Origin of the sequence: Pseudoduganella lutea, from assembly GCF_004209755.1 — a bacterium.
Classification (GTDB): domain Bacteria; phylum Pseudomonadota; class Gammaproteobacteria; order Burkholderiales; family Burkholderiaceae_D; genus Rugamonas; species Rugamonas lutea.
Genome location: NZ_CP035913.1, coordinates 941,622 through 966,173 on the forward strand (window position 1 = coordinate 941,622; position 24,552 = coordinate 966,173).

Below are 24,552 nucleotides of genomic sequence, written 5' to 3' on the forward strand. Positions count from 1 at the left end.
CAAAGTTACACAATGGGTTGGGTCATGCGGCAGGCGTTGCCTGCGGGCGCTTTGCGCCTTGTATTTTTCGCCTATCGGTTGTCGGTCATCTGACAACTTACGTCCAAGTATAATTACGACATTCAAAAAACGCAATCAATGTTCGAGACCCCGATACGATCCATGGATAACCACCTGCCGCCCCGCCACGCCAAACCCCGCAACCTGGCCCACGCCGTGATCAGCTATGTATCGGACCTGATCCGCGACGGCCGGATCGCTCCCGGCGAGAAGGTGCCGTCGGAGGCGGAGATCATCCAGGCGCTGGGCGTGAGCCGCTCCGTGGTACGGGAAGCCATGTCGCAACTGCAGGCAACGGGCGTGGTGGAAACGCGGCAGGGAAAAGGCACCTTCGTGCTCGACCGGAGTGCGCAGCCGATGGGACTGCAGGTGCCGCCGGAGATGCGCCAGCACGACGTGCTGGCCATCCTGGAACTGCGCCTCAGCCTGGAGACCGAATCGGCCGGCCTGGCGGCGCGGCGCCGCAGCAAGCTGCAACTGGCGCGCATCCGCGCTGCGCTGGACACCTTCCTGGCGCAATGCGATGCGGGGAAGAACGATGCCGCCAACGACACCGAATTCCACCTCGCCATCGCCCAGGCCTCCGGCAACACGTATCTGTACGATGTGCTGAGCCACCTGAGCAAGGAGCTGCTGCCGCGTGCGCGCGCACTGCTCGGCGACCTGCCGCGCGATACGCCGGATGTGTTCATCGAACGCGTGCGGCGCGAACACGAGGACATCTATGGCGCGATCGCACGGCAGGATGCGGAATCGGCGCGTGCCGCCATGCATACCCACCTGAATAACAGCCGCGAGCGCCTGCGGCGCGCGCTGGAGTCGCAGGGGGCGAAGGGATAAACATCGCCCGTTCGCAGCTTCCGGGCAGACCGGAGGCGTTTAGCAATCAACTTGTCAGACGTCTGATTAATTTATGAGGTGGCGGTTCCGGTGGATACGGTGGGATGGATCGCGGGAAATGGCCACGCAGGGTGGACGTCTATTTGTTTTTGCCGGAGAACGGCAGCACAGCGGAGAACAGCAGAAGTGAGGGACGAGCGCCAGCGCGAAGCGCTGGCGAAGCCGCGCGCGGAGCGCGCGACAAAGTGGCGTCCTCATGCCGACCTCAGCGAAAGATGAGGCAGGCGCCGCGCGCCCACGGCGCGCGAAGCCGCTGCGGAGCAGCGGCAGATGGGCGATTCGGAGAGCCCGGGCCTGGCAGGGCCCGGTCTTCGAATCCCACCCTCTCCAGTCCAGACAAACGAAAAAAAGGCCTCCCGCAGGGGAGGCCTTTTTTTGTTTGTTCTGGCGGAGAGGGTGGGATTCGAACCCACGGATGGGTTGCCCCATCGCTTGATTTCGAGTCAAGTACATTCGACCACTCTGCCACCTCTCCAGGTGGTACCTGCAGTACGCTGACTCGGCGCCCTGCACTCTTGAACCGCACAAAATGTTTGTTGCAACTCAAGAGGCACGATTCTATAGCAACGTTTCCTGTGCGTCAAATCATCGCGTTGGCTGATGGACTTTTGGCGTCGTGTATTTCTTCCAGATATCGAGCACAGGCAGCGCCCTGCCCTCGAAATCGAACAGCGTGGTGTTCGACACCACGTTCGCACCCGCAACGCCGTTCTCCCAGACCGCCCAGCCGACACCCGGCGTGGCGATCATGACCGGATCCCAGTACAGCACGCCGATCACATGCGGCGTGGCCTTCATCGTGGCGAGAAGCTCTTCGACGAATGCCTTCTGCCCTTCGGGTGAACTCATCGATTCCGGGTAGGGGCCGTTGTGCGTCAGCTGGCCGGGCCAGCCGTCCGGGCGCAGCGGGGCCCAGTTGAAGCCGGCCTCCATCACAAGCAGCTCCTTCTTGTACCGCGCCGTGACCAACCGCGCGAAGGTGGCCATTTGCGCCACGGTCTTGCCGGTCCAGAATGGATAGTAGGAAGCGCCGATCACGTCCCACTGCACGCCATGCGCCTTCAGCTGGTCGAAGAACCAGTTGTACTTGCCGACGTTGCCGCCGTCATCCAGGTGGATGACGACCCGCGATGTGGGCGAGACCGACTTGACGGCGTCATGACCCGCCTGCAGCAGCGCGGCAAGGCGAGTCCAGCCGGTGGGGCTCGGCTGTCCGTTCGGGAACAGCTCGCCGTAGGGGTACAGGATGCCGCCGGCGATCTCGTTGCCCAGCGAGACGAACTGCGGCGTCGTACCCTGCTCCTTCATCGCCATCATGACCTCGCGGGTGCGCTCGTACACCAGTTCCCGCACGCGCTCAAAGCGCTGCGCATCGTCGGCGATGGCGGCGAGTTCCTCGCGCCACGCGAACGGCACGTTCTGCTGGCCGCCGTTGGTCCAGAAGTCGCTGTAGTGCAGCGTGAGCTGGATCTGCATGCCGAGGTCGGCGCTGCGCTTCGCCAGCGCCAGCAGGTCCGGCAGGTCCTGCGAGCCCGCCGGCCAGTGCCATCCGTCGCTGCCATGGCCAGGGCCGGGCTGGTCGTAGAGCCGCAGGCGGGCGATATTGTGGCCGGCCGCCGCGAGGATCGACAAGGCATCGCCTTCACGGCCTTCGCGGTCGCTGTACCGGGCGCCGTGGGTTTCCATCAGGGGCAGAACGGACACGTCGCCGCCCGCCAGGAACGAGCCTCCCTTCTGCACTTCCGGCGCGGCCTGGGCGTGCATCGTGACAGCGCAAAGCAGCGCCGCAAGTACGCCCGCGGCGATACGGCCAAGTATCCTGTCGATCATATGTCTCCTCCGAAGATTAAAAGCTTGTTGTAGGTCCGCGGCGGTTGCCACGGCCGATGCAGTCTACCGGGGGACGATTCGCGGAACTTATGGCTTTTTTGCGGAATGACATGCTTTTTTGATATGTCGGCAGCGCAGGGGGCGGGGGCGAAGCGGAGGCGAAGCGGAGGCGAAGGCGAAGCGGCGGAGCGAAGGCGAAGCAAAATCAGAGGGAACGAGCGCCAGCGCGAAGCGCTGGCGAAGCCGCTGCGAAGCAGCGGCAGATGGGCGATTCGGAGAGCCCGGGCCTGGCAGGGCCCGGTCTTCGAATCCCACCCTCTCCGTCCGAATAAATAAAAAAGGCCACCCGCAGGGGTGGCCTTTTTTATTTATTCATGGCGGAGAGGGTGGGATTCGAACCCACGGATGGGTTGCCCCATCGCTTGATTTCGAGTCAAGTACATTCGACCACTCTGCCACCTCTCCTTTCTCGCATCGCTGCGAGAGGCAAGATTATAGCAGCCCGAAAATAAAATGGAAGGGCTATTTTCATAAGCCCGACTCAAGCTTTCAGTGCGCGGCTTTCAGGTGCGTCAGGCCACCCATGTAACCGCGCAGCACTTCCGGGATCTCCACGCTGCCATCTGCCTGCTGGTAGTTTTCCAGCACGGCCACCAGCGTGCGGCCCACGGCCAGGCCGGAGCCGTTCAGCGTGTGCACCAGCTCCGGCTTGCCCGCCGCGTTGCGGAAGCGGGCCTGCATGCGGCGGGCCTGGAAGGCTTCGCAGTTCGACAGCGACGAAATCTCGCGGTAGGTGTTCTGCGCGGGCAGCCAAACTTCCAGGTCGAACGTCTTGGCGGCGGCAAAGCCCATGTCGCCCGTGCACAGCGACAGCACGCGGTACGGCAGGCCGAGTGCCTGAAGGATCGCTTCGGCGTGACCCACCATTTCATCAAGCGCTTCGTACGACTTTTCCGGATGGACGATCTGCACCATCTCGACCTTGTCGAACTGGTGCTGGCGGATCATGCCGCGCGTGTCGCGGCCGTAGCTGCCGGCTTCCGAGCGGAAGCATGGGGTGTGCGCCGTCATTTTCAGCGGCAGCGCGTCGGCGGCCAGGATCTCGTCGCGCACGGTGTTCGTCAGCGTCACTTCGGACGTGGGGATCAGGTAGAACGTCTCGCCCTCGCCTTCCACGCCGCCCTTCTTCACCGAGAACAGGTCGGCTTCGAATTTCGGCAACTGGCCCGTGCCGTACAGCGAATCGGCGTTGACCATGTACGGCGTGTAGCACTCGGTGTAGCCATGCTTGTCGGTATGCGTGTCCAGCATGAACTGGGCAAGCGCGCGGTGCAGGCGGGCGATGCCGCCCTTCATGACGGAGAAGCGCGAGCCGGTCAGCTTGGTCGCCGTGTCGAAGTCCAGGCCCAGCGCGGCACCAACGTCCACGTGATCCTTCACTTCGAAGTCGAAGGTGCGCGGGGTGCCGACCTTGCGCACTTCCACGTTACCCGATTCGTCGGTACCGACGGCCACCGATTCATGCGGCAGGTTCGGAACCGCTTGCAGGAAGGCCTGGAGGTTTTGCTGCAATGCCGCCAGCGCGACTTCATTGTTCTTCAGCTCTTCGGCGATGCCGGCCACTTCCGCCATAACCGCGGAAGTGTCTTCCCCTTTGCCCTTCAACATGCCGATCTGCTTGGACAGCGAATTGCGCTTGCCCTGCAGCTCCTCGGTACGCGTCTGGATCGCCTTGCGCTCGGATTCCAGGGCGGTGAATCCGGCGACGTCCAGCTGGAACTTGCGGGTCGCCAGGCGGGCGGCCACGGTGTCGATGTCTTTACGGAGAAGTTGGATGTCAATCATGGGGCAATCGCGGCAAATGTCGAAACCGCAATTGTACCAAGACGATGCCGCTTCCCTGGAGTTTTACGCCCTCGCGGCGTGTGGCCCTGCCAGGCCGGCCGTGTTACATCAATTCGGCTTTTTCGGCAGGCGACAGGCGCTTGGCCGCGATCGTCACGACCGGCATTTGCACATCGGGGTGGATGAACAGCGGGCGGTCCGCCGACACGATCAGGGGCTGTGTTTCGCTGGTGGCGATAGCGGCGGTGACGCCGATGGCGGCGATACTGAAGAAGATGGCTTCCATGTGTTTCAGTGCGTTCATGATGGGCTCCGATGGTGGATTGGTTTCTGGCTGGTGCCGGGGCGTTCTATAAGACGTCCCGGGATGTTTGCACTGTACCTAAAGGCGCTTTGCGGCTCCATCGATCTGCGACGAAGTGCAGGAAACGCGGAATGGAATGCGTGAAAGCTGGCGGGAACCCCGCATGACGAGGATAGGTGCCGGCCACGCCAGCTCATTGACGCGCCTCAAGGGGATCGGCCGGCCGGCACCAGGCAAGACGCACGGAGCCGACATTGCGCGATGCCGCCCGCACCGGCTGCGTGGCCCGGCAATCGTGCGGGCAGGCAATTGACTTGCTATTACACTCGGGAATGAACCTCCTCTGACAAGCAACACAGTGATGACGCCCGATACCGCCCTCCCCCTCATTCCCGATCGCAGCCCGCACGGCCGGGACGCCAGCTTCCTCGACGGTGGCAGCGACATGGCCATGCTCATCCGTTCGCTGGACTGGTCGCGCTCGCCGCTGGGGCCGATCGAAGGCTGGCCGCAAAGCCTGCGCACGACGGTCAGCCTGTGCCTGGCGTCGAACTTCCCCATCAACATCATCTGGGGACCGGACAATGTACAGATCTATAACGATGGCTATCGCATCGTATGCGGCGAAAAACACCCGGCATCGCTGGGCATGGACTACAAGGAATGCTGGGCATCGGCCTGGCCCGCCATCGGCGAGCCGTTCGAGCAGGCGCGCAAGGGCGAAACGTCGTTCCTGGAAAACGTGCGCATGTTCCTGTTCCGGAACGGCTACCTGGAAGAGACATTCTTCACCTTTTCGCTGAGTCCGATCCGCGACGAGACCGGCGGTATCGGCGGGCTGTTCCACCCGGTGACGGAAACCACCGCCACCATGGTGAGCGAGCGCCGTACCCGCGCCGTCCGCGACCTGACCGCGCGCCTCACGCAGGCGATCACCACCGATGAGGTGTTCCAGCTGACCATCGACACGCTCGCCGGTTTTGAGTTCGACCTCCCATTTGTGCTGCTCTACGAGCCCGATCCGGCGTCGACAGGCAAGCCGGAGCCCTCGTACCGCCTGCACGGCCACCACGGCATCGATGCCGGTGCGTCCCTCGCACCGCAGGTGCTGTCGCTTGCACAACCGGGCGGCTGGCCGGTAGCGGAACTGATGCACGGCATGACCGCGATCCAGGTGCCGCAACTGCGCAGCCGGATCGGCACGCAACGCTGCGGGCCATACGACGAGCCGCCCGACGTGGCGTTCGCCATCCCGATCCGCCGCCATGGCGCGGATGCGCCGGTGGCACTGTTGATGGCGGGGGCCAGCAGCCGCCTGCCGCTGGACGACGTTTACCGCGGCTTCTTCGACCTGCTGGGCGCCGCGTTCGCCGCCGCGTTGACGCGCGTCACGGCCTATGAGGAAGAACGCAAGCGCGCCGAGCTGCTGGCGGCGATCGACCGCGCCAAGACGGTATTCTTCTCGAACGTGAGCCATGAATTCCGCACGCCGCTGACGCTGATGCTGGGGCCCCTGGAAGATGCTCTGGCCGGCGCGGACGGCAGCGACGAACTGCGTGAACGCCTGGTGCTGGCACACCGTAACGCGCTGCGCCTGCTCAAGCTCGTCAATTCGCTGCTCGACTTTTCGCGCACCGAGGCGGGCCGCGCCGCTGCCCGCTTCGTTCCCACCGACGCCGCGGCACTGACGGCGGAGCTGGCGTCCAACTTCCGCTCCGCCTGCATGCAGGCGGGCCTATCGCTCGACGTGGATTGCCCGCCACAGCGGGAGTCGGCCTGGATCGACCGCGACATGTGGGAAAAGATCGTGCTGAACCTGCTGTCGAACGCGTTCAAGTTCACGCTGCAGGGCGGCATCCGGGTCACGCTGCGTTCCGGGGACAAGGGCCTCGAACTGACAGTGGCCGATACGGGCGTGGGCATCCCCGCCGACGACGTGCCGCGCATCTTCGAACGCTTCCACCGAGTCGAAGGCCAGCATGGCCGCTCGGCGGAAGGCACCGGCATCGGCCTGGCGCTGGCGCGCGAACTGGTACTGCTGCACGGCGGCACCATCAACGTGGACAGCCAGCAAGGCCGCGGCACCACGTTCACGGTGCGCATCCCGTTCGGCCGCGCGCACTTGCCACCCGACCAGGTAGGCAGCGAGGCCAGGGAGTCCGACATGCCCGCGCTGGCCAACACCTATGTCGAGGAAGCGCTGCGCTGGCTGCCCGAGCGTGCCGGAACGGGCGATGCCGGCAGTGCGGACGCGGTGCCCGACAGGCCCCGCGTCGTGCTGGCGGACGATAACGCCGATATGCGCGAATACGTCACGCGCGTGCTGCGGGAAGGCGGCTACCAGGTGCACGCCGTGGGCAACGGCGCCGCCGCGCTGGCTGCGATCCGTGGCGGGCCACTGCCCGAGCTGGTGCTGAGCGACGTGATGATGCCGGACATGGATGGCTTCGCGCTGCTCGCCGCCTTGCGCGCCGACCCTGCCACGGCTGGCGTGGTGATGGTCCTGCTGTCGGCGCGTGCCGGTACCGAAGCGCGCGCGGAGGGCCTGGCCGCGGGCGCGGATGACTACATGGTCAAGCCATTCAGCGCGCGCGAGCTGCGCGCCCGCGTGGATGGCGCCGTGGCGCTGGGCCGGCAGCGCCGCGAAGCCGCACGGCGCGAACAGGCACTGCATGTGCAGATGGAAGCGGAACGTGGCCGCATGGCGCTGCGCGACAGCGAAGCGCACCTCACGTCGCTGTACGAACAGACAGCGGCCGGCGTGGCCGAAGCGAATGCCAACGGGGTACTGGTGCGCGTCAACGACCGCTATTGCGAGATCGTCGGCCGGCCGCGCGAGGAACTGCTGGGCAAGCATTTCAACCGGCTCGTCGATCCCGAGGACCGGGCCGAGAATGAACGGCGGATGATGGCCGGTTCGCCATTCGAACTGGAAAACCGCTACCTGCGCCCCGATGGCAGCACCATCTGGGTCACGAAGGCCGTGACGCCGATCCGCGACGAGACGGGCGCGGTCGCCAGCGTGCTGGCGGTGGTGCTCGATGTCACGCCGCGCAAGGCTGCGGAGGCGGAACTGCGTGCCGAGAGCCGGCGCAAGGACGAGTTCCTGGCCATGCTGGCCCACGAGTTGCGCAATCCGCTGGCACCGATCAGCGCAGCGGCCGCGCTGATCGGCCAGGCCTACCTGGACGAGGCCAGGCTGAAGCAGACGAGCCATGTGATATCGCGGCAGGTGCGGCACATGACGGGGCTGATCGACGACCTGCTGGACGTGTCGCGCGTCACGCGCGGCCTCGTCACGCTGGAAACCAGCTTGCAGGACGTGAAGACCGTGGTGGCGAACGCCGTGGAGCAGGTGCGCCCGCTGATCGAATCGCACCGGCACCATCTCACCATCGACCTCGACCCCTCGCCGGCCTGCGTGATGGGCGATGCGAAACGCTTGGTGCAGATCCTGACCAACCTGCTGAACAATGCCGCCAAGTACACGCCGGCTGGCGGGCGCATCGCATTGCGCACCCGCGTCGACGACGGGCACGTGCTGGTGGAGGTGGAAGACAACGGCATCGGCATCGCGCCCGAACTGCTGCCCCGCGTGTTCGAGCTGTTCGCCCAGGCCGAACGCACGCCCGATCGTGCCCAGGGCGGGCTGGGCCTGGGCCTCGCGCTGGTGCGGAGCCTCGCGGAACTGCATGGCGGCTCCGTGCATGGTGCCAGCAGCGGCGCTGGCCAGGGCAGCACGTTCACGGTGTGCCTGCCGCGCGCCGCCGAACGCCGGGACCAGGAGGAGCGCGAGCAGATCCAGGCCATGCCGGCGGCGCGCAGCGGCCTGTCCGTGATGGTGGTCGACGACAACGTGGATGCGGCGGAAATGCTGGCGCTGCTGCTCGAGGCGTCGGGCTATCGCGTCGCTGCCGTGCATGACCCGCTGGTGGCGCTGGAACGCAGCCGCACACTGCGCCCCGACGTGTGCCTGCTCGATATCGGCCTGCCGGGCATGGATGGCAACGAGCTGCTTGCCGGCTGAGGAAACAGCCGGAAACCACGCACACGACGCTGATCGCGATTACGGGCTATGGCAAGGAGCAGGACCGTCGCGCGGCCTTCGATGCGGGCTTCGACCACCACCTGGTCAAGCCGGTGGACTTCAAGGAGCTGGCGGCCGTGCTGGAGACGATCCGCAGCGCCTGAGTCTACCGCGCCGCGTTCGGTGTCCCCTGCTCAGCGCACCGGCATGCTGGCCAGTTCGCCAACGACGGTGTGCCATTTGCGCACCGTCCAGCGCTTGACGAGACCGTGCTTTACGTACGGATCCGTCGCAGCAAACTGTTCCGCGAGGGTCGGTGTGTCGATCGTAAACACCAGCTGGGCGACGTCGATCGGCTCGCCGGCGGCACCGGCCAGCAGCAGTTCGCCGCGCTCGACGGCATCCCACGCCAGCTTCAGGTGTTCGTCGCGGAATTCGCCGCGGCGCTGCAGGTAATCGTCGGCGAGCTCATAGGTTAGCAGGTAGTGCATTGGGGCTTTCCGTGGAAGTGGACGCGCCGAGCCAGTCGAGCACGATCCGGTTGAAGGCGTCGGGCTGGCGCAGCATCGGCCAGTGGTCGGTGTCCATCGCCACCACCTTGCTGCCGGGCTTGCCCTGCAGCTCGGCTGTCCAGGCCGACGAATGAAACATGAATGGTTTGCGCGTGCCATAGATGAACAGCACCGGGCACGTCGGGCGGAACGGCTTTGCGCCCTTGTACTTGCCGGTCCAGGTCGAGTAATACGGATAGTTCTTTTCCGGCGTGAGCGCCTCGGGTGCGACGGGAACGCGAGCCTTCTTCGCGAACGAGCGCGTCATCGATTCGCCAATGCCACCGCCGATCTTCCAGGCCGCCGCCAGCCACAATTGATACGCGACGATGCCGAGCTTGCCCTTCAGGCCGATTTCGTCCAGGTGCGCTTTCGAGCCGCCATCGCCGATGTCCACGCCGATGATACGGGCGACCAGTTCCGGATGGCGCTGCGCGAACTGGTAGCCGAACAGGCAGCCCCAGTCGTGCACGAGCAGCGTGACGGGCCTGTCGGGGCTCGTTTCGCGGACGACCTGCTCGCACAGGGCGATCAGCTCATCGAGCGAGTGTTCCTTGCGGGGTGCGCCGGTTTCAAAGCCGGGCCAGGTGAAGCGCACGCAGCGGAAGTACGGGCTCAGCGCCGCGACTTGGGGTTCCCACATGGCGGCCGTGTCGGGCCAGCCGTGGAGCATGAGGATGGTGTCGGGGCCGGAGCCGTCACGGTAAACGTCGACACCAGCAATCACTGTTTTTTTCACCTATCAGCCTCTTCGTTGAGCGATATCAAAACCTTCATACCATGTGTTTGTTGGTGATTTTTTGGGGCGCTGATGTGGCATATATTACCGCTTGCGATAGCTCAACTGAAGGAGGAAGCCTTGGAAAATACGGCCGTCAGCAATCTTGGCAATATCGGGCTCATCTTTGCGTCCGCCGCTGCACCCCTCACGCTCGTCACACTGGCACTTTTCATCCGGTGGAGAACGGGATCCTTTCTAACTGTCTTTTCCAGAATGTGGACGTTTTTCCACGGCAAAGGGACAGCATCTGTTCCTTTCATCAAGAACCATCTCGATTCGCTCACGGCGGTCATGCAGTTAAATTTCTCCATTGGCACCAGGATACGCACCGAACAACATGCAAAGCGTGTGATCCAGTGGTGCGAACGACACGATGAGAGCTTGCTCGACGCAGCACGCTGTGGCAGACAATTTGACTGGGAGCTGCCGGGCTTGAAGGAGCCTTTTGCGACAAGCGGCGCCCAGCGTAATGGCGCAAGCTTCGCAACATTCATCGCACTGATAGTTCTTGCGGCCGCGTTTTTGTCAATTGCGCTGTACGACAGAGCACTGCTGCAATTGAAGGCCAGCGGCACCATCTTCAGTCTGTCCGCCGACTCTGCACAACCGCTATGGTCCGATAATAGACTCATATTTGCACAGTGCGGGACTGTGGCAAACCCATCGACCTCAGGTTTTTCTCCCAGTGATGCAAAGATAATCTGTGACGCTTTTGGGAAGAAGGAAGAAGAAAGCGATCGTGCAAAGTATGTCAGCAAGACGCTGGCTGAGCAGCGCAGTGCGTCCTTGATTCTATGCCTGATGTCCTTCGCTCTGACCTACCTGCCATTCAAGATCATGTCGGATAACCAGAGGGCAAAAGAAATGCGCGATCGTTTGCGATCCAGGAGTCGCAGCCGCACCGAGAATGAGCCGCCTGATGAAGATGCGAACGCTGCCTGAGACGTTGCTACTCCTCGCCCGCCTGCCGGTCCAGCTCCCGCAGCCATGTGAGCTTCTCGGCGATCTTGCTCTCCACCCCGCGCGGCACCGGATTGTACCAGCGCGGCTCGGGCATGCCATCCGGCAGGTACGTTTCGCCAGCGGCATAGGCATTCGGCTCATCGTGGGCATAGCGGTACTCGTGGCCGTAGCCCAGCTCCTTCATCAGCTTCGTCGGCGCGTTGCGCAGGTGGACGGGCACCTCGCGCGACTTGTCCTTCTTCACGAACGCCATGGCGGCGTTGAAGGCGTTGTAGCCGGCATTGCTCTTGGCGGCGATGGCCAGGTAGACGACGGCCTGGCCGAGCGCGAGTTCGCCCTCGGGTGAGCCCAGCCGTTCATAGGTTTCGGCGGCATCGTTCACGATCGTCAGCGCGCGCGGGTCGGCCAGGCCGATGTCTTCCCATGCCATGCGGACGATGCGGCGGGCCAGGTAGCGCGGGTCGGCGCCGCCGTCGATCATGCGGCAGAACCAGTACAGCGCCGCGTCGGGATGCGAGCCGCGCACGGACTTGTGCAGCGCCGAGATCTGGTCGTAAAAATTGTCGCCGCCCTTGTCGAAGCGGCGCGCGTTCAGGGTCATCGCGTTTTCGACGAACTTCGCGTCGATGTGCGTGATGCGCGCCGAGCGGGCCGCCGTGTCGGCCTGTTCGAGCAGATTCAGGAAGCGGCGCGCATCGCCGTCGGCAAAGCCGACCAGCGTGTCGATGGCCACGTCGTCGAACGTAAGGCCCGGCAGCGCGGACGAACGCGCCTTTTCCAGCAACTCCCGCATCTCGGCATCGGTCAGCGATTTCAGCACGTACACCTGGGCGCGCGACAGCAATGCCGAATTCACTTCGAAGCTGGGGTTTTCCGTCGTGGCACCGATGAACGTGACGAGGCCCGATTCGACGAACGGCAGCAGCGCATCCTGCTGCGCCTTGTTGAAGCGGTGGATCTCGTCGACGAACAGGATCGTGTTGCGGCCGAACTGGTCGAGGTTCTGCTGCGCCTGTTCCATCGCGGCGCGGATGTCCTTCACGCCGGCGAACACCGCGGAGAGCGCGATGAAGGCCGAATCGAATGCGTTCGCGGTCAGGCGCGCCAGCGTGGTCTTGCCCACACCGGGCGGGCCCCACAGGATCATCGAATGGGGCTTGCCGGCCTGGAAGGCCAGGCGCAGCGGCTTGCCCTCGCCGAGCAGGTGCTGCTGGCCGATCACTTCGTCCAGCGTTTTCGGCCGCAGCGCCTCGGCAAGCGGTTGCCGGGGCTCGGCGGAAAAGAGGTCGGCCATGGGTGCGCGTTATTGATTGACTATTGCTTGACTATTGCTTGACGACGTCGGCGCCCTTTGGCACGTCGAACCGGAACGCGGTGGCGGCCAGCGCAGGGTTCTTCTCGAACTTGCGGAACGCCAGCACGGACACCTGGCCGAAGTTATCCTTCAGCTCCATCGCTTCCGGCTGGCCGTTCTTCAGGCCGATCGAGATCAGCTCGAAGCTCGTGTCCTTTGCCTTCGGCACGGCCTTCAGCCATTCCAGGCCATCGCGGGTGCCCGCTTCGGACAGCGTGAAATTCTTTTCCAGGTCATTGGAGCCGAACAGGATCGCGGCCGGCGAGGAACCCAGCGCATCGCCCAGTTTCTTCACGGTGACCTGGTTCAGGTCCTTGTCGTAGATGTACAGCTGATCGCCATCGGCCTGCAGCACCTGTTCATAGGGTTTCTGGTAAGTCCAGATGAACTTGCCGGGGCGGGCAAAGACAAAGGTGCCGGTCGATGGCGCCGACGTTTTTTTCGCCCCATCGACGTTCTTCGTCATCGTCTGCGTGAATTCGCCCTTGGCCGACTTGGTCGAGCCCACGAACGACTTGAACTGGTCCAGCGCGGCGGCATGCGCGGCGCCGGCGAACGACACCGCCAGCGCGGCGGCAACCATGAAACGACTCATATGCTGATTCATTTGCTGATTCATTTGCTTGAATACCATTGTTATCCTTGTTCTGCGGAAGCGGCCGGCACGAGGATATCCCGGTTGCCGTTCGATTGCATGGCCGAGACCACGCCGCTGTTTTCCATTTGCTCCAGCAGGCGCGCCGCGCGGTTGTAGCCGATGCGCAGGTGGCGCTGCACCAGCGAGATCGATGCGCGGCGGTTCTTCAGGACCACCTGCACGGCCTGGTCGTACATCGGATCGGCTTCGCCACCGCCTTCGCCGGCCGCCGCGCCATCCGCGCCGCCGCCCTCGCCTTCCAGCGTGCCGCCTTCGAGGATGCCTTCCACGTAGTTCGGTTCCCCTTGTTCCTTCAGGTGGGCCACCACGCGGTGCACTTCATCGTCGGACACGAACGCGCCGTGCACGCGGATCGGCAGGCCGGTACCGGGCGGCATGTACAGCATGTCGCCCATGCCCAGCAGCGCTTCCGCGCCCATCTGGTCGAGAATGGTGCGCGAGTCGATCTTCGACGACACCTGGAACGCGATACGCGTCGGGATGTTCGCCTTGATCAGGCCCGTGATCACGTCCACAGATGGGCGCTGGGTCGCGAGAATCAAGTGCAGGCCGGCCGCGCGCGCCTTTTGCGCGATACGGGCGATCAGCTCTTCCACCTTTTTGCCGACCACCATCATCAGGTCGGCCAGCTCGTCGATGATGATGACGATCGTGGGCAGTTTTTCCAGCGGCTCCGGCGCATCCGGCGTCAGCGAGAACGGGTTCGGGATGTGCTGTTCCTTCTTTGCCGCGTCCGCGATCTTGGCGTTGTAGCCCGCCAGGTTACGCACGCCCAGCTTCGACATCAGCTTGTAGCGCCGCTCCATCTCGTTCACGGCCCAGTTCAGCGCGTGGCCGGCCTGGCGCATGTCGGTGACCACCGGCGCCAGCAGGTGCGGAATGCCTTCGTAGACGGACATTTCCAGCATCTTCGGGTCGATCAGGATCATGCGCACGTCGTGCGGATCGGCCTTGTACAGCAGCGACAGGATCGTGGCGTTGATGCCCACCGATTTACCCGAGCCGGTGGTGCCGGCCACCAGCAGGTGCGGCATCTTCGCCAGGTCGGCCACCACCGGCTTGCCGGCGATGTCCTTGCCCAGCGCGACGGTCAGCGCCGAGGCGCTTTCGTTGTAGACCTTGGAGCCGAGGATCTCGGTCAGGCGCACGATCTGGCGCTTCATGTTGGGCAGTTCCAGCGCCATGTAGTTCTTGCCGGGGATCGTCTCGACCACGCGGATCGACGTGAGCGACAGCGAACGCGCCAGGTCGCGCGCCAGGTTGACGATCTGGCTGCCCTTCACGCCGGTGGCGGGCTCGATCTCGTAACGCGTGACGACGGGGCCCGGATAGGCGGCGACGACCTTGGCTTCCACGCCGAAGTCCGACAGCTTCTTCTCGATCAGGCGGCTGGTGAATTCCAGCGTTTCGATGGACACCGTTTCCTGCGCCGGCGGCGGCTCGTCGAGCAACGCCAGCGGCGGCAGGTCGGTATTGTCGATGTTCTGGAACAGTACCGGCTTTTCGCGCGGCAATTCCGCTTCCGTGAACAGCGACGGCTGCTTTTCCTTCGACGGCCGTTCGGGCTTTTCCACCGGCTCGGCGCGCGGCACGACCACCATCTGCGGCTCGACCTTCAGCGGCAGGATCTCCGGGTGCTTTTCCTCGTGCTTGACTCTTTCCTTGACGACGACTTCCTCGCGCTTCACGGTGGCCGCGGCGCCCTGGCGGCGGTCCTGCCGGTCTTCGTAGCGCAGCACGACCCATTCGATCGCCGTCTCGATGCCCGCGCCGATGCGCTCGGCCACCGTCAGCCACGATACGTGGAAGAACAGCGAAATGCCCATGCCCAGCAACAGCAGCAGGATCAGCGTGGCGCCCGTGAAGCCCAGCCCCACGTGCGCGGCGTGGCCGACCAGCTGGCCCAGCACGCCGCCCGGCGCGCGCGGCAGGTCGACCGGCAGCGAGTACATGCGCAGGTATTCCAGGCCCATGCTGCCCGTCAGCAGCAGCACGAAGCCGATCAGGCGGATGATGCCCTCGTGGCTGTGCTCTTCGTCTTCTTCCTTCTCCAGCACGAACTTGTTCGTCAGCCGTCGGTAGCCGCGCCACGTGAAGCGCACCAGGTAGACGCAGAACCACCAGGCCGAGAAGCCGAAGATGTACAGCATCAGGTCGGACAGCCAGGCGCCGCCCCGGCCGCCCAGGTTTTTCACGTCCGGCACGAGGCTGGCGTGCGACCAGCCCGGGTCGCCTTCGTGGTAGCTGGCCAGGATCAGCACGAAATACAGGCAAGCGAAGGCGAGCGCCAGCCAGCGCGCTTCGGACAGCAGGCGCACGAGCCGGTTCGGCAACGGTTGTCGTTCGGTTGCCGTGCGCCGGTAGGAATTGCTCGTCTGTTGCGTGGTTTTGCTCATTGCTGCTTAGTGAATACGGTGCGGTGGGTGGGCGCAGGACGGTTGAACCAGCAGTTGCGCCAAAGGAATTGTTTCTATTGCGCTTATTTTAAGGCATCCCGGCGTCTTCCGGCCTCCCGATTCAAGAAAGCAGGGGTTCGCATATAATCCTGTTTTGCTTGACCGAACCACTTGTGCGTTTCGGCAAGGCCTCCATATTCGGTTTGTCCCCTTATCCAGGGCTAATACCCATATTTCGCAGAGAAGCTCCCATGACCATTACCAAACACGCCCGCGTACTCATCCTTGGCTCCGGTCCAGCCGGCTACAGCGCGGCGGTGTATGCCGCGCGCGCCAACCTGAAGCCGATGCTGATCACCGGCGTCGAACAGGGCGGCCAACTGATGACGACGACGGACGTGGAAAACTGGCCGGGCGATCCGCTGGGCGTGCAGGGACCGGAACTGATGCAGCGCCTGCTGCAGCACGCGGAGCGTTTCAATACCGACATCGTGTTCGACCATATCCATACGACCAAGCTGGATGAAAAACCGTTCCGCCTGATCGGCGATGCGGGCGAATACACGTGCGATGCGCTGATCATCGCCACCGGCGCCTCCGCCCAGTACCTGGGCCTGCCGTCGGAGGAAGCGTTCATGGGCCGCGGCGTGTCCGCCTGCGCCACGTGCGACGGCTTCTTCTACCGCGGCCAGGAAGTGGCCGTGATCGGCGGCGGCAATACCGCCGTGGAGGAAGCGCTGTACCTGTCCAATATCGCCACGAAGGTCACGCTGATCCACCGCCGCGACAAGTTCCGCGCCGAGCCGATCCTGGTCGACCGCCTGATGGCCAAGGTTGCCGAAGGCAAGATCGAACTGAAGCTGAACAACAACCTCGACGAAGTGACGGGCGACGACAGCGGCGTGACGGGCCTGACGCTGAAATCGAACGATGGCGAGCTGTCGAAGATCACCGTGCACGGCCTGTTCGTGGCGATCGGCCACAAGCCGAACACCGGTATCTTCGAAGGCCAGCTGGACATGCACAACGGCTACCTGAAGACGCGCGCCGGCACCGAAGGCATGGCCACGGCCACGTCGATCCCGGGCGTGTTCGCCGCCGGCGACGTGCAGGATCACGTCTACCGCCAGGCGATCACCAGCGCCGGTACCGGTTGCATGGCCGCGCTGGATGCGCAACGCTACCTGGAAGCACAGGAGTAATTTCAATATGGCAGGTGGCAGCATGAAGGATTTCGCGGCCCTGAAGGCCCTCGGCCAGCAGTTGAAGGGCAAGGGCGAGGAGCGCGAACGGGAAGCGGCCGAACGCGCGAAGGCCGAGGCCGAGCGCATCGAGCGCGAGAAGCAGCGCGTGGCCGAGGCGAGCATCTTCCGCACCACGATGAAGGGCGTGAACAAGCTGCCCGAATCGAACCGGTACGTGCCGCAGATGCCGAAGCCCGTCATCACCCCGCCGGCCCCGCCGAAGCGCAAGCTGACGGCCACCGAACAGAAGGACGACGACGCGGCGGTGCTGCGCGAATCGCTGTCCGACCTGTTCGGGGTCGAGCACTACATGGAAGAAGAGCCGTCGCTGAACTACCTCGCCCCTGGCGTGGGCAACGACGTGATGAAGCGCCTGCGCAAGAACTACTGGCCGGTGCAGGATGAACTCGACCTGCATGGCCTGCGCCGCGACGACGCCCGCGAAACCCTCGCCGCCTTCCTGCACAAGGCGGTGCAGCGCAACCAGCGCTGCGTGTGCGTGATCCACGGCCGCGGCTTCGGCTCGCGCGGCGGCGAACCCGTGCTGAAATCGATGGTGCACAGCTGGCTCGTGCAGACCGACGGCGTGATCGCCTTCTGCCAGGCCCATGCCGCCGAGGGGGGCGAAGGCGCCCTCATCGTGCTGCTGCGCGCCGCCCTGCGCCCCGAACGGTAAAAAATTTACGTGGCTGTTGGCAGCCGAACACCGGTGTCTGACACCTTTTCTGGGTGATTCATCCAGAAAAGGTGTCAGACACCGGTTTTTTTACGCCGCAGGCCACCGCTGGCGCCGCATTCCCCATGCAAAATCAGGTTTTCTGTTAACCTGTGGGCACCATTACTTCCCTTGCCCGCATGAAAATCGTCCCGCACGTTTCCCTTGTCACCGTCATCGAAGTGATCGCGATCCTGGTCGGGGCGTTTTCGGGGTTTGTCGAGGCGCGGCGCAAGCGGATGGATATCGTGGGGGTCATCATCGTGGCCTTCATCGCCGCGTTCGGCGGCGGCACGCTGCGCGACATCCTGCTCGACAAGCGCCCGCTGTTCTGGGTGGAGCACCAGGAGTACACGATCCTGCTGTTCGTGCTGGCGCTGGCCGTGGCGCCGTTCATGAAGCACCTGCGCCACATCGTTTCGGAGCGCCTGATCGTGGTGGCCGATGCGATGGGCCTGGGGCTGTTCGCGGTGGCCGGCGTGTCGCAGGCGCTGGCGGCGCAGATGCCGGTCTTCATCGCGGCGATGATGGGCGTGATCACGGGGATCTTCGGCGGCGTGCTGCGCGACATCGTCTGCAACGAGGTGCCGATGGTGTTCAGGGATGGCAAGCCCTACGCGATCTGCGCGTTCTTCGGCTGCTGGCTGTACATCCTGCTGCGGCAGGTGGATGCCGGAGAAGACATCGCGCTGTGGACATCCGCGGCCACGATCACCGTGCTGCGGCTGGTGACGTGGAAGTTCGATTTGCGGGTGGGCCGGCCGTAAATTTGCGGGTGGGCAGGCCTTGGCGGATGCTTCTACCGGGAACCGGTGTCAGACACCAGATGCATCACGCGGCGGTTTTTAAACCGCGTCCGGGCCCGTCTCGCCGGTACGGATCCGCACCACCTGCTCCACGTTCTGCACGAAGATCTTGCCGTCGCCGATCTTGCCGGTGCGGGCGGCCTTGATGATGGCGTCCACCACCTGCTCGGCGACGCCGTCGTCGACCACCACTTCCACCTTCACCTTCGGCAGGAAGTCGACCACGTATTCGGCGCCCCGATACAGTTCGGTGTGACCCTTCTGGCGGCCAAAGCCCTTCACTTCGGTGACGGTCAGGCCGGTCACGTTGACTTCGGCCAGCGCCTCGCGCACTTCGTCCAGCTTGAAGGGCTTGATAACGGCGGTAATCTGTTTCATGGCATTCTCCTTATAGAAATTGTTGGTTCAGGTCTCGAGCACAGAGCTTCAGGCATCGGGCACGGTCTTCAGGTTCTCCTGCCATACCACCGATTCGGCATCGCTCGGTGCGCGCCAGTCGCCCCGCGGCGACAGCGAGCCGCCGGAGCCCACCTTCGGCGCGTTCGGCACGCAGGTGCGCTTGAACTGGCTCTGGAAGAAGCGGCGCACGAAGATGCCGAGGTTGTGCTTGATGTCCTTCAGCGTGTACTGGTTGCGCACCACGTGCGCATCCTCGGGCCATGCGCCGATCGACCGGTCTTTCCACGCGTGCAGGGCCAGGAATGCCACCTTGGCCGGCGTGAAGCCGAAGCGCAGCGTGTAGTACAGCGTGAAGTCCTGCAGTTCATACGGGCCGATCACGCTTTGCGTGCTCTGCGCTGGGGCGGAGTCATTGGCCTTGCCCGGCACCAGTTCGGGGCTGATCTCGGTATTGACGACATCGAGCAGCACCTGCGAGTCGGTCTCGCCGAACTGGCGGCTTTCGGCCACCCAGCGCACGAGGTGCGAGATCAGCGTCTTCGGCACGCTGGCGTTCACGTTGTAGTGCGACATATGGTCGCCCACGCCATACGTGCACCAGCCCAGCGCCAGCTCCGACAGGTCGCCGGTGCCCACCACGATGCCGTTGTGGTGGTTCGCAAGCCGGAACAGGTGGCTGGTGCGTTCGCCCGCCTGCACGTTCTCGAACGTGACGTCGTAGTCCTCTTTGCCTTCCGAGTACGGGTGGCCGATATCCTGCAGCATCTGGATGCAGCTGGGGCGGATGTCGATTTCATGCGCGGTGCAGCCGACGAATTCCATCAGCTTCCTCGCCTGGTCCAGCGTGCGCCTGCTGGTGGCGAAGCCCGGCATCGTGTAGCCGAGGATATTCGTGCGCGGCAGGTTCAGGCGGTCCATCGCCTTCGCACACACGAGCAGCGCGTGCGTGGAGTCCAGGCCGCCGGAAATGCCGATGACGACCTTCTTCATGCCGCTGGCGGCCAGCCGCTGCACCAGCGCCATCACCTGGATGTTGTAGACCTCCATGCAGCGCTTGTCGCGCACGGCCGGGTTTGCGGGCACGTACGGGTAGCGCGCCACGGTGCGCTGTAGCGGCAGCACGTCCTGCACCGGCAGCTCGAGCGCGAACTTCACCACGCGGAAGGCTTCCACCTGCTGCGCATGGCGGCGCACGGAATCGCCCCAGGTATTGGTGCGCATGCGATCGCGCGACAGCCGTTCCAGGTCGATGTCGGCAAAGATCACGTGCGACTCATCCTCGAAGCGGTCGGACTCGGCCAGCATCTCGCCGTTCTCGTAGATCAGCGCCTGGCCGTCCCAGGACAGGTCGGTGGTCGACTCGCCGCGGCCGGCCGACGAATACAGGTAGGCGGCCATGCACCGGCCGGATTGCTGCCCCACCAGCTGGTGGCGGTAATCGGACTTGCCGACGACGATGTTCGAGGCCGACAGGTTCACCAGCACGGTGGCCCCGGCCAGCGCCGCATACGACGACGGTGGAATCGGCACCCACACGTCCTCGCAGATCTCGGCGTGGAAGCGCAGCAGCGGCACGTTGGCGGCCTGGAACAGCAGGTCGGCGCCGAACGGCACGCGCTGGCCCAGCAGTTCGATCTCGGTCGACACCGCATCGTCGGCGGAGCTGAACTGGCGCACTTCGTAGAACTCGTTATAGTTGGGCAGGTAGATCTTCGGCACCACGCCGAGGATGCGCCCGCCCTGCACCACCACCGCGCAGTTGAACAGCCGGTGGTCGACGCGCAACGGCATGCCGACGATCATCGCCACCGGGATGCGGATCGATGCTTCGACGATCTTGCCCAGCGCAACCTGCACGGCGTCGAGCAATGCGCGCTGGTGGAACAGGTCGTCGCAGGTATAGGCGGACAGGCCCAGCTCGGGGAATGCCGCCAGCACCGCGCCTTTCGCGCTCACCTGCTCGGCCAGCGCAATGGTCTGCTGTGCATTGAAAAGCGGGTCGGCCACGCGGCAGCGCGGAACGCCGACTGCGACCCGGACGAAATCATGGGTGTACAGATTGTGGAAGGATTGCGGCATGGGGCTCGTTCTTCACGTGAATGTCGAAGATTTTAACATTGAGCCCCTTGCAATGCCGCTGCGATGCCGCCGTAGCGACGTGCAATCTCCTTGCCCTGTCAGAACTTCAGTTCCAGGTTTGCCGAAATGCGCGCCGATTCGGGCCTGCGGCCCACGTTTTCCTCCGCGCCGGCGGCCGTCACGTAACGCTGGTATTCATGGCTGTCCTCGCCGAGGATATTGCTGGCCGTCACCCGCAACTGGTATTGCGGCGTGAACTTCCAGAGCCAGTAGGCCTCCAGGTCGCGGCGCAGGAACTGCCGCCGGTACTGTTCCGCCGAGACCCGCAGCGGGCCGCCGCCGCGGTACGCGAGACTGGCACCGCCACTGTGCGCACCACCCTTGTAGTCGATGCCCAGCGTCGCCGTCAGCGGGATCTGCTCGTCAAGCCGGTTGTCCGGCCCCGGCACGCCGTCGACCTTCGACCAGTTGCGGTTCAAGCCGGCGCGCAGGTCGATGCCGGGCGCCTCCTTCATCACGGCCTTCAGCGGGAACTTCAGCTCCACGTCCAGCGTGCGCACGGTGGCGTTGCCGCTGTTGACCGGCCGCCAGATCCACCGGCCATCGGCTTCCTGGCGCAGCAGCGTGCGGATGTAGTCGCGGATGCGGCGCTGCGAGGTGCCGACCGAGAACACGGCGCCCGGCGCCCAGAAATGCTCATACGTGAGATCGATGCCGTTCGCCAGCTCGGGTTGCAGATCCGGGTTGCCGCCACCGTCCGGCGTGAACAGCGAATTCTCCTCCGCATAGAAACGGCGGCCCGTGAGTTGCTGCAGGTTCGGTGCCTTGTAGGTGCGCGTGAGCGCGGCGCGCAGTTGCCGGCCGCTCTTGTCCGGGAACTTGAACAGCGTTTGCGCGACGGGGCTCAGCACGTGGCTCTTCGAGCGCGTCGACGGCAGGCCGGTGCCCACGCTGTCGGTTCGGATGGCTTCCCAGCGCGCGCCGAAATACATCGACCAGTCCTTCGTCACGTTCCATTCGTCCTGGGCGTAGGCCGCATAGCGCGCAACCACCGGTTCGAACCGCTCGCGTACGGGCGCCGGCTCGCTGCCCAGCCGGCCCTGGATGCGCAGCACGTCATCGTCGTTGCGCTGCCGGTTGTATTCCCAGCCCGTGGCCAGCGCGTGGCCTTCGAACAGCGTGCGCGTGTATTTTCCGGTCGTGCTCCAGGTGGTGCTGTCCTCTTCCGTATCGCTGTCGTTCCGGTAGCGGATCGCCCGGTCGGCCGTGACGGACCGCGAGCGCATCGTCTGCGTGCTGGAGCGGCTCGAAGCAGACAGCTTTGCATCGAGCTTGCCGCCCGCGAGCTTCGTTACCCAGTTCAGTTCCCCCTGCGCGTTGCGCGAGCGGCCGGCGTTCTGCGTGGTCACGTCGGCGTAGTCGATGCGGTTGAAGCTGCCGGTGCGGTAGACATAGGCCGATGCATTGTTGAATTCGTTCCGGTTGCCGCTGATGAAGGCGCTGGCGTTGAGTTGCCCGTCGTCCGGCAGTTTCCAGTTCAGCCGCGGCGAGAAGCCGACGAACGTGTTGTCGCCCGTCGAAGCGCGTGTGTAGTCGCGCAGCTTGGTGACCTGCCCGGCCGGATCGATGAACCGGTCCAGGCCCTCCCCGGCCGAATCCATCAGGAAGCGGCCCATCACGGGATTGGCGAACCACGACAGGTTGCCGGCGCGGTCGGCCAGCGTGCCGGCCACGAACAGGTTGCGCTGCTGGTCCGAATAGCTGGTGTTGATGCGCACGTCGCGCTGTGCCTTCGCGACCACCTTCTTCAGCACGATATTGATCGTGCCGGCGATCGCCTGCATCGAATGTTCGGCCGTGCCCGCGCGGATCACCTCGATTCTCTCGATCTGTTCCGGCGGCAGGTTATCGAGCGAGAATCCTGGCGGCGGCCGCTCGCCATTCACGAGGATCTGCGTGTAATTGCCGCCCAGGCCGCGCATGCGGATGCTGTTGCCGATCACCGTCACGCCGGGCGCGCGTTTCAATATGTCGAATATATTGGTATCGCCATATTTCATGATCTCCGCATTGCCGATGACGGTCTTGCTGGCGGTATCGTCGCGCCGCGGGTCGTAGTCCTCGGCCGAGCCCCTGATCTCCACTTTTGCGACCGGCTGCTGTTCCGATGGCGACGGCGCTGGCGGTGCGGCTGGCTTGTTTTCCTGCGCGAATGCCGAAGCACTGATCGCGCATATTAAAATGGAAGTCGGACGGAATAACATTTTTAAACAGGAAAAATTAACCCGGCGATTATGCCGGGCCGCCGAACCAATAACCGCTGCATTAAAAATAATCAAAATCCTGATCGCACGCTTTTTAAACCGGACAATATCGATCGAGACCGATGGCGGAAATACGGCACCAATGCCGCGCATTGCATCCCGATGGCGCCGGCAAGCGGCCGGCAATGCCCGCCGAACTCCCGTACAATGCCCCGATGAGCTTTCGAACCGCCGTTCTTACTTCGCTGTCGCAGGCAGGCGAAGCCGCCTGGAATGCACTGCTGGCGCAACAGGATCCCGGCCGCGCGCCGAATCCTTTTCTGTCCTACGCCTTCCTGCACGCGCTGCATGAATCGGGCAGCGCCAGCGAAAAAACCGGCTGGCAGCCGCAATACCTGGCGCTGTGGGAGGGCGACGAACTGGCCGCGGCGATGCCGCTGTACGTGAAATCCCATTCGTATGGCGAATACGTGTTCGACTGGGCGTGGGCCGACGCCTACCACCGCAACGGCGTGGAGTATTACCCGAAGCTGCTGTCGGCGATTCCGTTCACGCCGGTGACCGGCGGCCGGCTGCTGGCACGCGACGACGCGGCCCGCGCCGCCCTCGTCGCGCTGCTGTGCGAGCAGCAGGAGGCCTCGGGTGTGTCGTCGACCCACGTGCTGTACCCGCCGCAGGCGCAGGCCGATGCATTGCACGACGCCGGCTTCCTGCTGCGCAGCGGCGTGCAGTTCCACTGGCTCAATGCGAACTATCCGGACTTCGAGGCCTTCCTCGCCTCGCTGGAACACAAGAAACGCAAGAACATCCGCGCGGAACGGCGCAAGGTCCGCGAAGCCGGCGTGACGATGCGCCGCGTGCGCGGGATCGATGCCACGGATGCCGACTGGCGCTTCTTCCACCGCTGCTACCGCAACACGTATGCCGAGCACCACTCGTCACCGTACCTGAACCTCGACTTCTTCCAGCGCATCGGCGCCACGATGCCGCACAATATCCTGCTGGTGATCGCCGAGCGGGATGGCAAGCCGATCGCCTCGTCGCTGCTGGTCCACACGGAAGACACGCTGTATGGCCGCTACTGGGGCGCGCTGGAGCACGTGCCCTGCCTGCACTTCGAGACCGCGTATTACCAGCCGCTGGAGTTCTGCATCGAACAGGGCATCGCCACGTTCGAGGGCGGCGCCCAGGGCGAGCACAAGATGGCGCGCGGCTTCCTGCCCACGCGCACCTGGTCGGCGCACTGGCTGGCGCATCCGGCGTTCGCCGATGCCGTGGAGCGGTTCCTGGAGCGGGAAAGCGGCGGGATCGACGCTTACATGGATGAGCTGAACGAGCGCAATCCGTTCAGACCCTGATTCCTGCATGCCTGGTTT

19 protein-coding genes and 2 tRNA genes are annotated in these 24,552 nt (G+C 64.3%); 8 read left to right on the forward strand and 13 right to left on the reverse strand.

What is annotated here, in order from left to right:
• Positions 1 to 162 precede the first annotated feature (162 nt).
• Positions 163 to 900 carry a FadR/GntR family transcriptional regulator gene (locus tag EWM63_RS03875; protein WP_130185366.1) on the forward strand — a complete coding sequence of 246 codons (738 nt, stop codon included), beginning with the start codon at positions 163 to 165 and terminating at the stop codon, positions 898 to 900.
• Positions 901 to 1,345: 445 nt separating this feature from the next.
• On the opposite strand, the gene EWM63_RS03880 is transcribed toward EWM63_RS03875, so the two are convergent.
• From EWM63_RS03880 to EWM63_RS03900, 5 genes are all read right to left on the reverse strand, one after another.
• A tRNA-Ser gene (locus EWM63_RS03880) sits at positions 1,346 to 1,435 on the reverse strand.
• 110 nt (positions 1,436 to 1,545) lie between these two features.
• Entirely contained in the window at positions 1,546 to 2,790 is a 1,245-nt protein-coding gene (locus tag EWM63_RS03885) for a glycoside hydrolase family 53 protein (RefSeq protein ID WP_130185367.1), read from the reverse strand.
• Between the two features lie 375 nt (positions 2,791 to 3,165).
• Positions 3,166 to 3,255 (reverse strand) — tRNA-Ser (locus tag EWM63_RS03890).
• An 84-nt stretch (positions 3,256 to 3,339) separates the two neighbouring features.
• A complete protein-coding gene (serS, locus tag EWM63_RS03895) occupies positions 3,340 to 4,635 on the reverse strand; it encodes a serine--tRNA ligase (protein ID WP_130185368.1) in 1,296 nt (431 codons plus the stop codon).
• A 103-nt stretch (positions 4,636 to 4,738) separates the two neighbouring features.
• A complete protein-coding gene (locus EWM63_RS03900; protein WP_130185369.1) occupies positions 4,739 to 4,939 on the reverse strand; it encodes a hypothetical protein in 201 nt (66 codons plus the stop codon).
• 361 nt (positions 4,940 to 5,300) lie between these two features.
• Here EWM63_RS03900 and EWM63_RS03905 point away from each other — a divergent pair, with 361 nt between their 5' ends.
• Positions 5,301 to 8,966 (forward strand): ATP-binding protein, encoded by a 3,666-nt coding sequence (locus EWM63_RS03905; protein WP_130185370.1) that lies wholly within the window; start codon positions 5,301 to 5,303, stop codon positions 8,964 to 8,966.
• Positions 8,909 to 9,130, forward strand: coding sequence for a response regulator (locus tag EWM63_RS03910; RefSeq protein ID WP_130185371.1), 222 nt, complete (start codon positions 8,909 to 8,911; stop codon positions 9,128 to 9,130). The genes EWM63_RS03905 and EWM63_RS03910 overlap by 58 nt, the downstream gene beginning before the upstream one ends.
• Positions 9,131 to 9,160: 30 nt before the next feature.
• On the opposite strand, the gene EWM63_RS03915 is transcribed toward EWM63_RS03910, so the two are convergent.
• On the reverse strand, positions 9,161 to 9,457 hold the full coding sequence (locus EWM63_RS03915) for a YciI-like protein (RefSeq protein WP_130185372.1): 297 nt from the start codon (positions 9,455 to 9,457) through the stop codon (positions 9,161 to 9,163).
• Positions 9,435 to 10,256 carry an alpha/beta fold hydrolase gene (locus EWM63_RS03920; protein ID WP_229487715.1) on the reverse strand — a complete coding sequence of 274 codons (822 nt, stop codon included), beginning with the start codon at positions 10,254 to 10,256 and terminating at the stop codon, positions 9,435 to 9,437. Before EWM63_RS03920 ends, EWM63_RS03915 begins: the two co-directional genes overlap by 23 nt.
• A gap of 120 nt (positions 10,257 to 10,376) precedes the next feature.
• Between EWM63_RS03920 and EWM63_RS03925 the strand changes: the two genes are divergently transcribed.
• Positions 10,377 to 11,240 (forward strand): DUF6216 family protein, encoded by an 864-nt coding sequence (locus EWM63_RS03925; RefSeq protein ID WP_130185373.1) that lies wholly within the window; start codon positions 10,377 to 10,379, stop codon positions 11,238 to 11,240.
• Positions 11,241 to 11,247: 7 nt separating this feature from the next.
• Here EWM63_RS03925 and EWM63_RS03930 read toward each other — a convergent pair whose 3' ends face one another.
• The 3 genes from EWM63_RS03930 to EWM63_RS03940 are packed head-to-tail and all read right to left on the reverse strand — an operon-like array spanning position 11,248 to position 15,669.
• Complete coding sequence (locus tag EWM63_RS03930; protein WP_130185374.1) at positions 11,248 to 12,555, reverse strand: replication-associated recombination protein A; 1,308 nt, start codon at positions 12,553 to 12,555, stop codon at positions 11,248 to 11,250.
• A 31-nt stretch (positions 12,556 to 12,586) separates the two neighbouring features.
• Positions 12,587 to 13,222, reverse strand: coding sequence for an outer membrane lipoprotein chaperone LolA (lolA, locus tag EWM63_RS03935; RefSeq protein WP_130185375.1), 636 nt, complete (start codon positions 13,220 to 13,222; stop codon positions 12,587 to 12,589).
• A gap of 29 nt (positions 13,223 to 13,251) precedes the next feature.
• Positions 13,252 to 15,669, reverse strand: a complete 2,418-nt coding sequence (locus tag EWM63_RS03940; RefSeq protein WP_130185376.1) for a DNA translocase FtsK — start codon at positions 15,667 to 15,669, stop codon at positions 13,252 to 13,254.
• 251 nt (positions 15,670 to 15,920) lie between these two features.
• Between EWM63_RS03940 and trxB the strand changes: the two genes are divergently transcribed.
• From trxB to EWM63_RS03955, 3 genes are all read left to right on the forward strand, one after another.
• On the forward strand, positions 15,921 to 16,871 hold the full coding sequence (gene trxB, locus EWM63_RS03945) for a thioredoxin-disulfide reductase (protein WP_130185377.1): 951 nt from the start codon (positions 15,921 to 15,923) through the stop codon (positions 16,869 to 16,871).
• Positions 16,872 to 16,893: 22 nt separating this feature from the next.
• Positions 16,894 to 17,589 carry a Smr/MutS family protein gene (locus EWM63_RS03950; RefSeq protein WP_130185378.1) on the forward strand — a complete coding sequence of 232 codons (696 nt, stop codon included), beginning with the start codon at positions 16,894 to 16,896 and terminating at the stop codon, positions 17,587 to 17,589.
• Positions 17,590 to 17,768: 179 nt separating this feature from the next.
• Positions 17,769 to 18,395, forward strand: coding sequence for a trimeric intracellular cation channel family protein (locus EWM63_RS03955; RefSeq protein WP_130185379.1), 627 nt, complete (start codon positions 17,769 to 17,771; stop codon positions 18,393 to 18,395).
• A gap of 78 nt (positions 18,396 to 18,473) precedes the next feature.
• Here the strand turns inward: EWM63_RS03955 and EWM63_RS03960 are convergent, their stop codons facing one another.
• The 3 genes from EWM63_RS03960 to EWM63_RS03970 form a co-directional block, all read right to left on the reverse strand.
• Positions 18,474 to 18,812, reverse strand: coding sequence for a P-II family nitrogen regulator (locus EWM63_RS03960; protein WP_107141586.1), 339 nt, complete (start codon positions 18,810 to 18,812; stop codon positions 18,474 to 18,476).
• Positions 18,813 to 18,860: 48 nt separating this feature from the next.
• Positions 18,861 to 20,912: an NAD(+) synthase gene (locus EWM63_RS03965; RefSeq protein ID WP_130185380.1), complete on the reverse strand. Its 2,052-nt coding sequence runs from the start codon at positions 20,910 to 20,912 to the stop codon at positions 18,861 to 18,863.
• Positions 20,913 to 21,010: 98 nt separating this feature from the next.
• Positions 21,011 to 23,056, reverse strand: a complete 2,046-nt coding sequence (locus tag EWM63_RS03970) for a TonB-dependent receptor plug domain-containing protein (protein WP_165390746.1) — start codon at positions 23,054 to 23,056, stop codon at positions 21,011 to 21,013.
• A 335-nt stretch (positions 23,057 to 23,391) separates the two neighbouring features.
• Between EWM63_RS03970 and EWM63_RS03975 the strand changes: the two genes are divergently transcribed.
• A complete protein-coding gene (locus EWM63_RS03975; RefSeq protein WP_130185382.1) occupies positions 23,392 to 24,534 on the forward strand; it encodes a GNAT family N-acetyltransferase in 1,143 nt (380 codons plus the stop codon).
• Positions 24,535 to 24,552 lie beyond the last annotated feature (18 nt).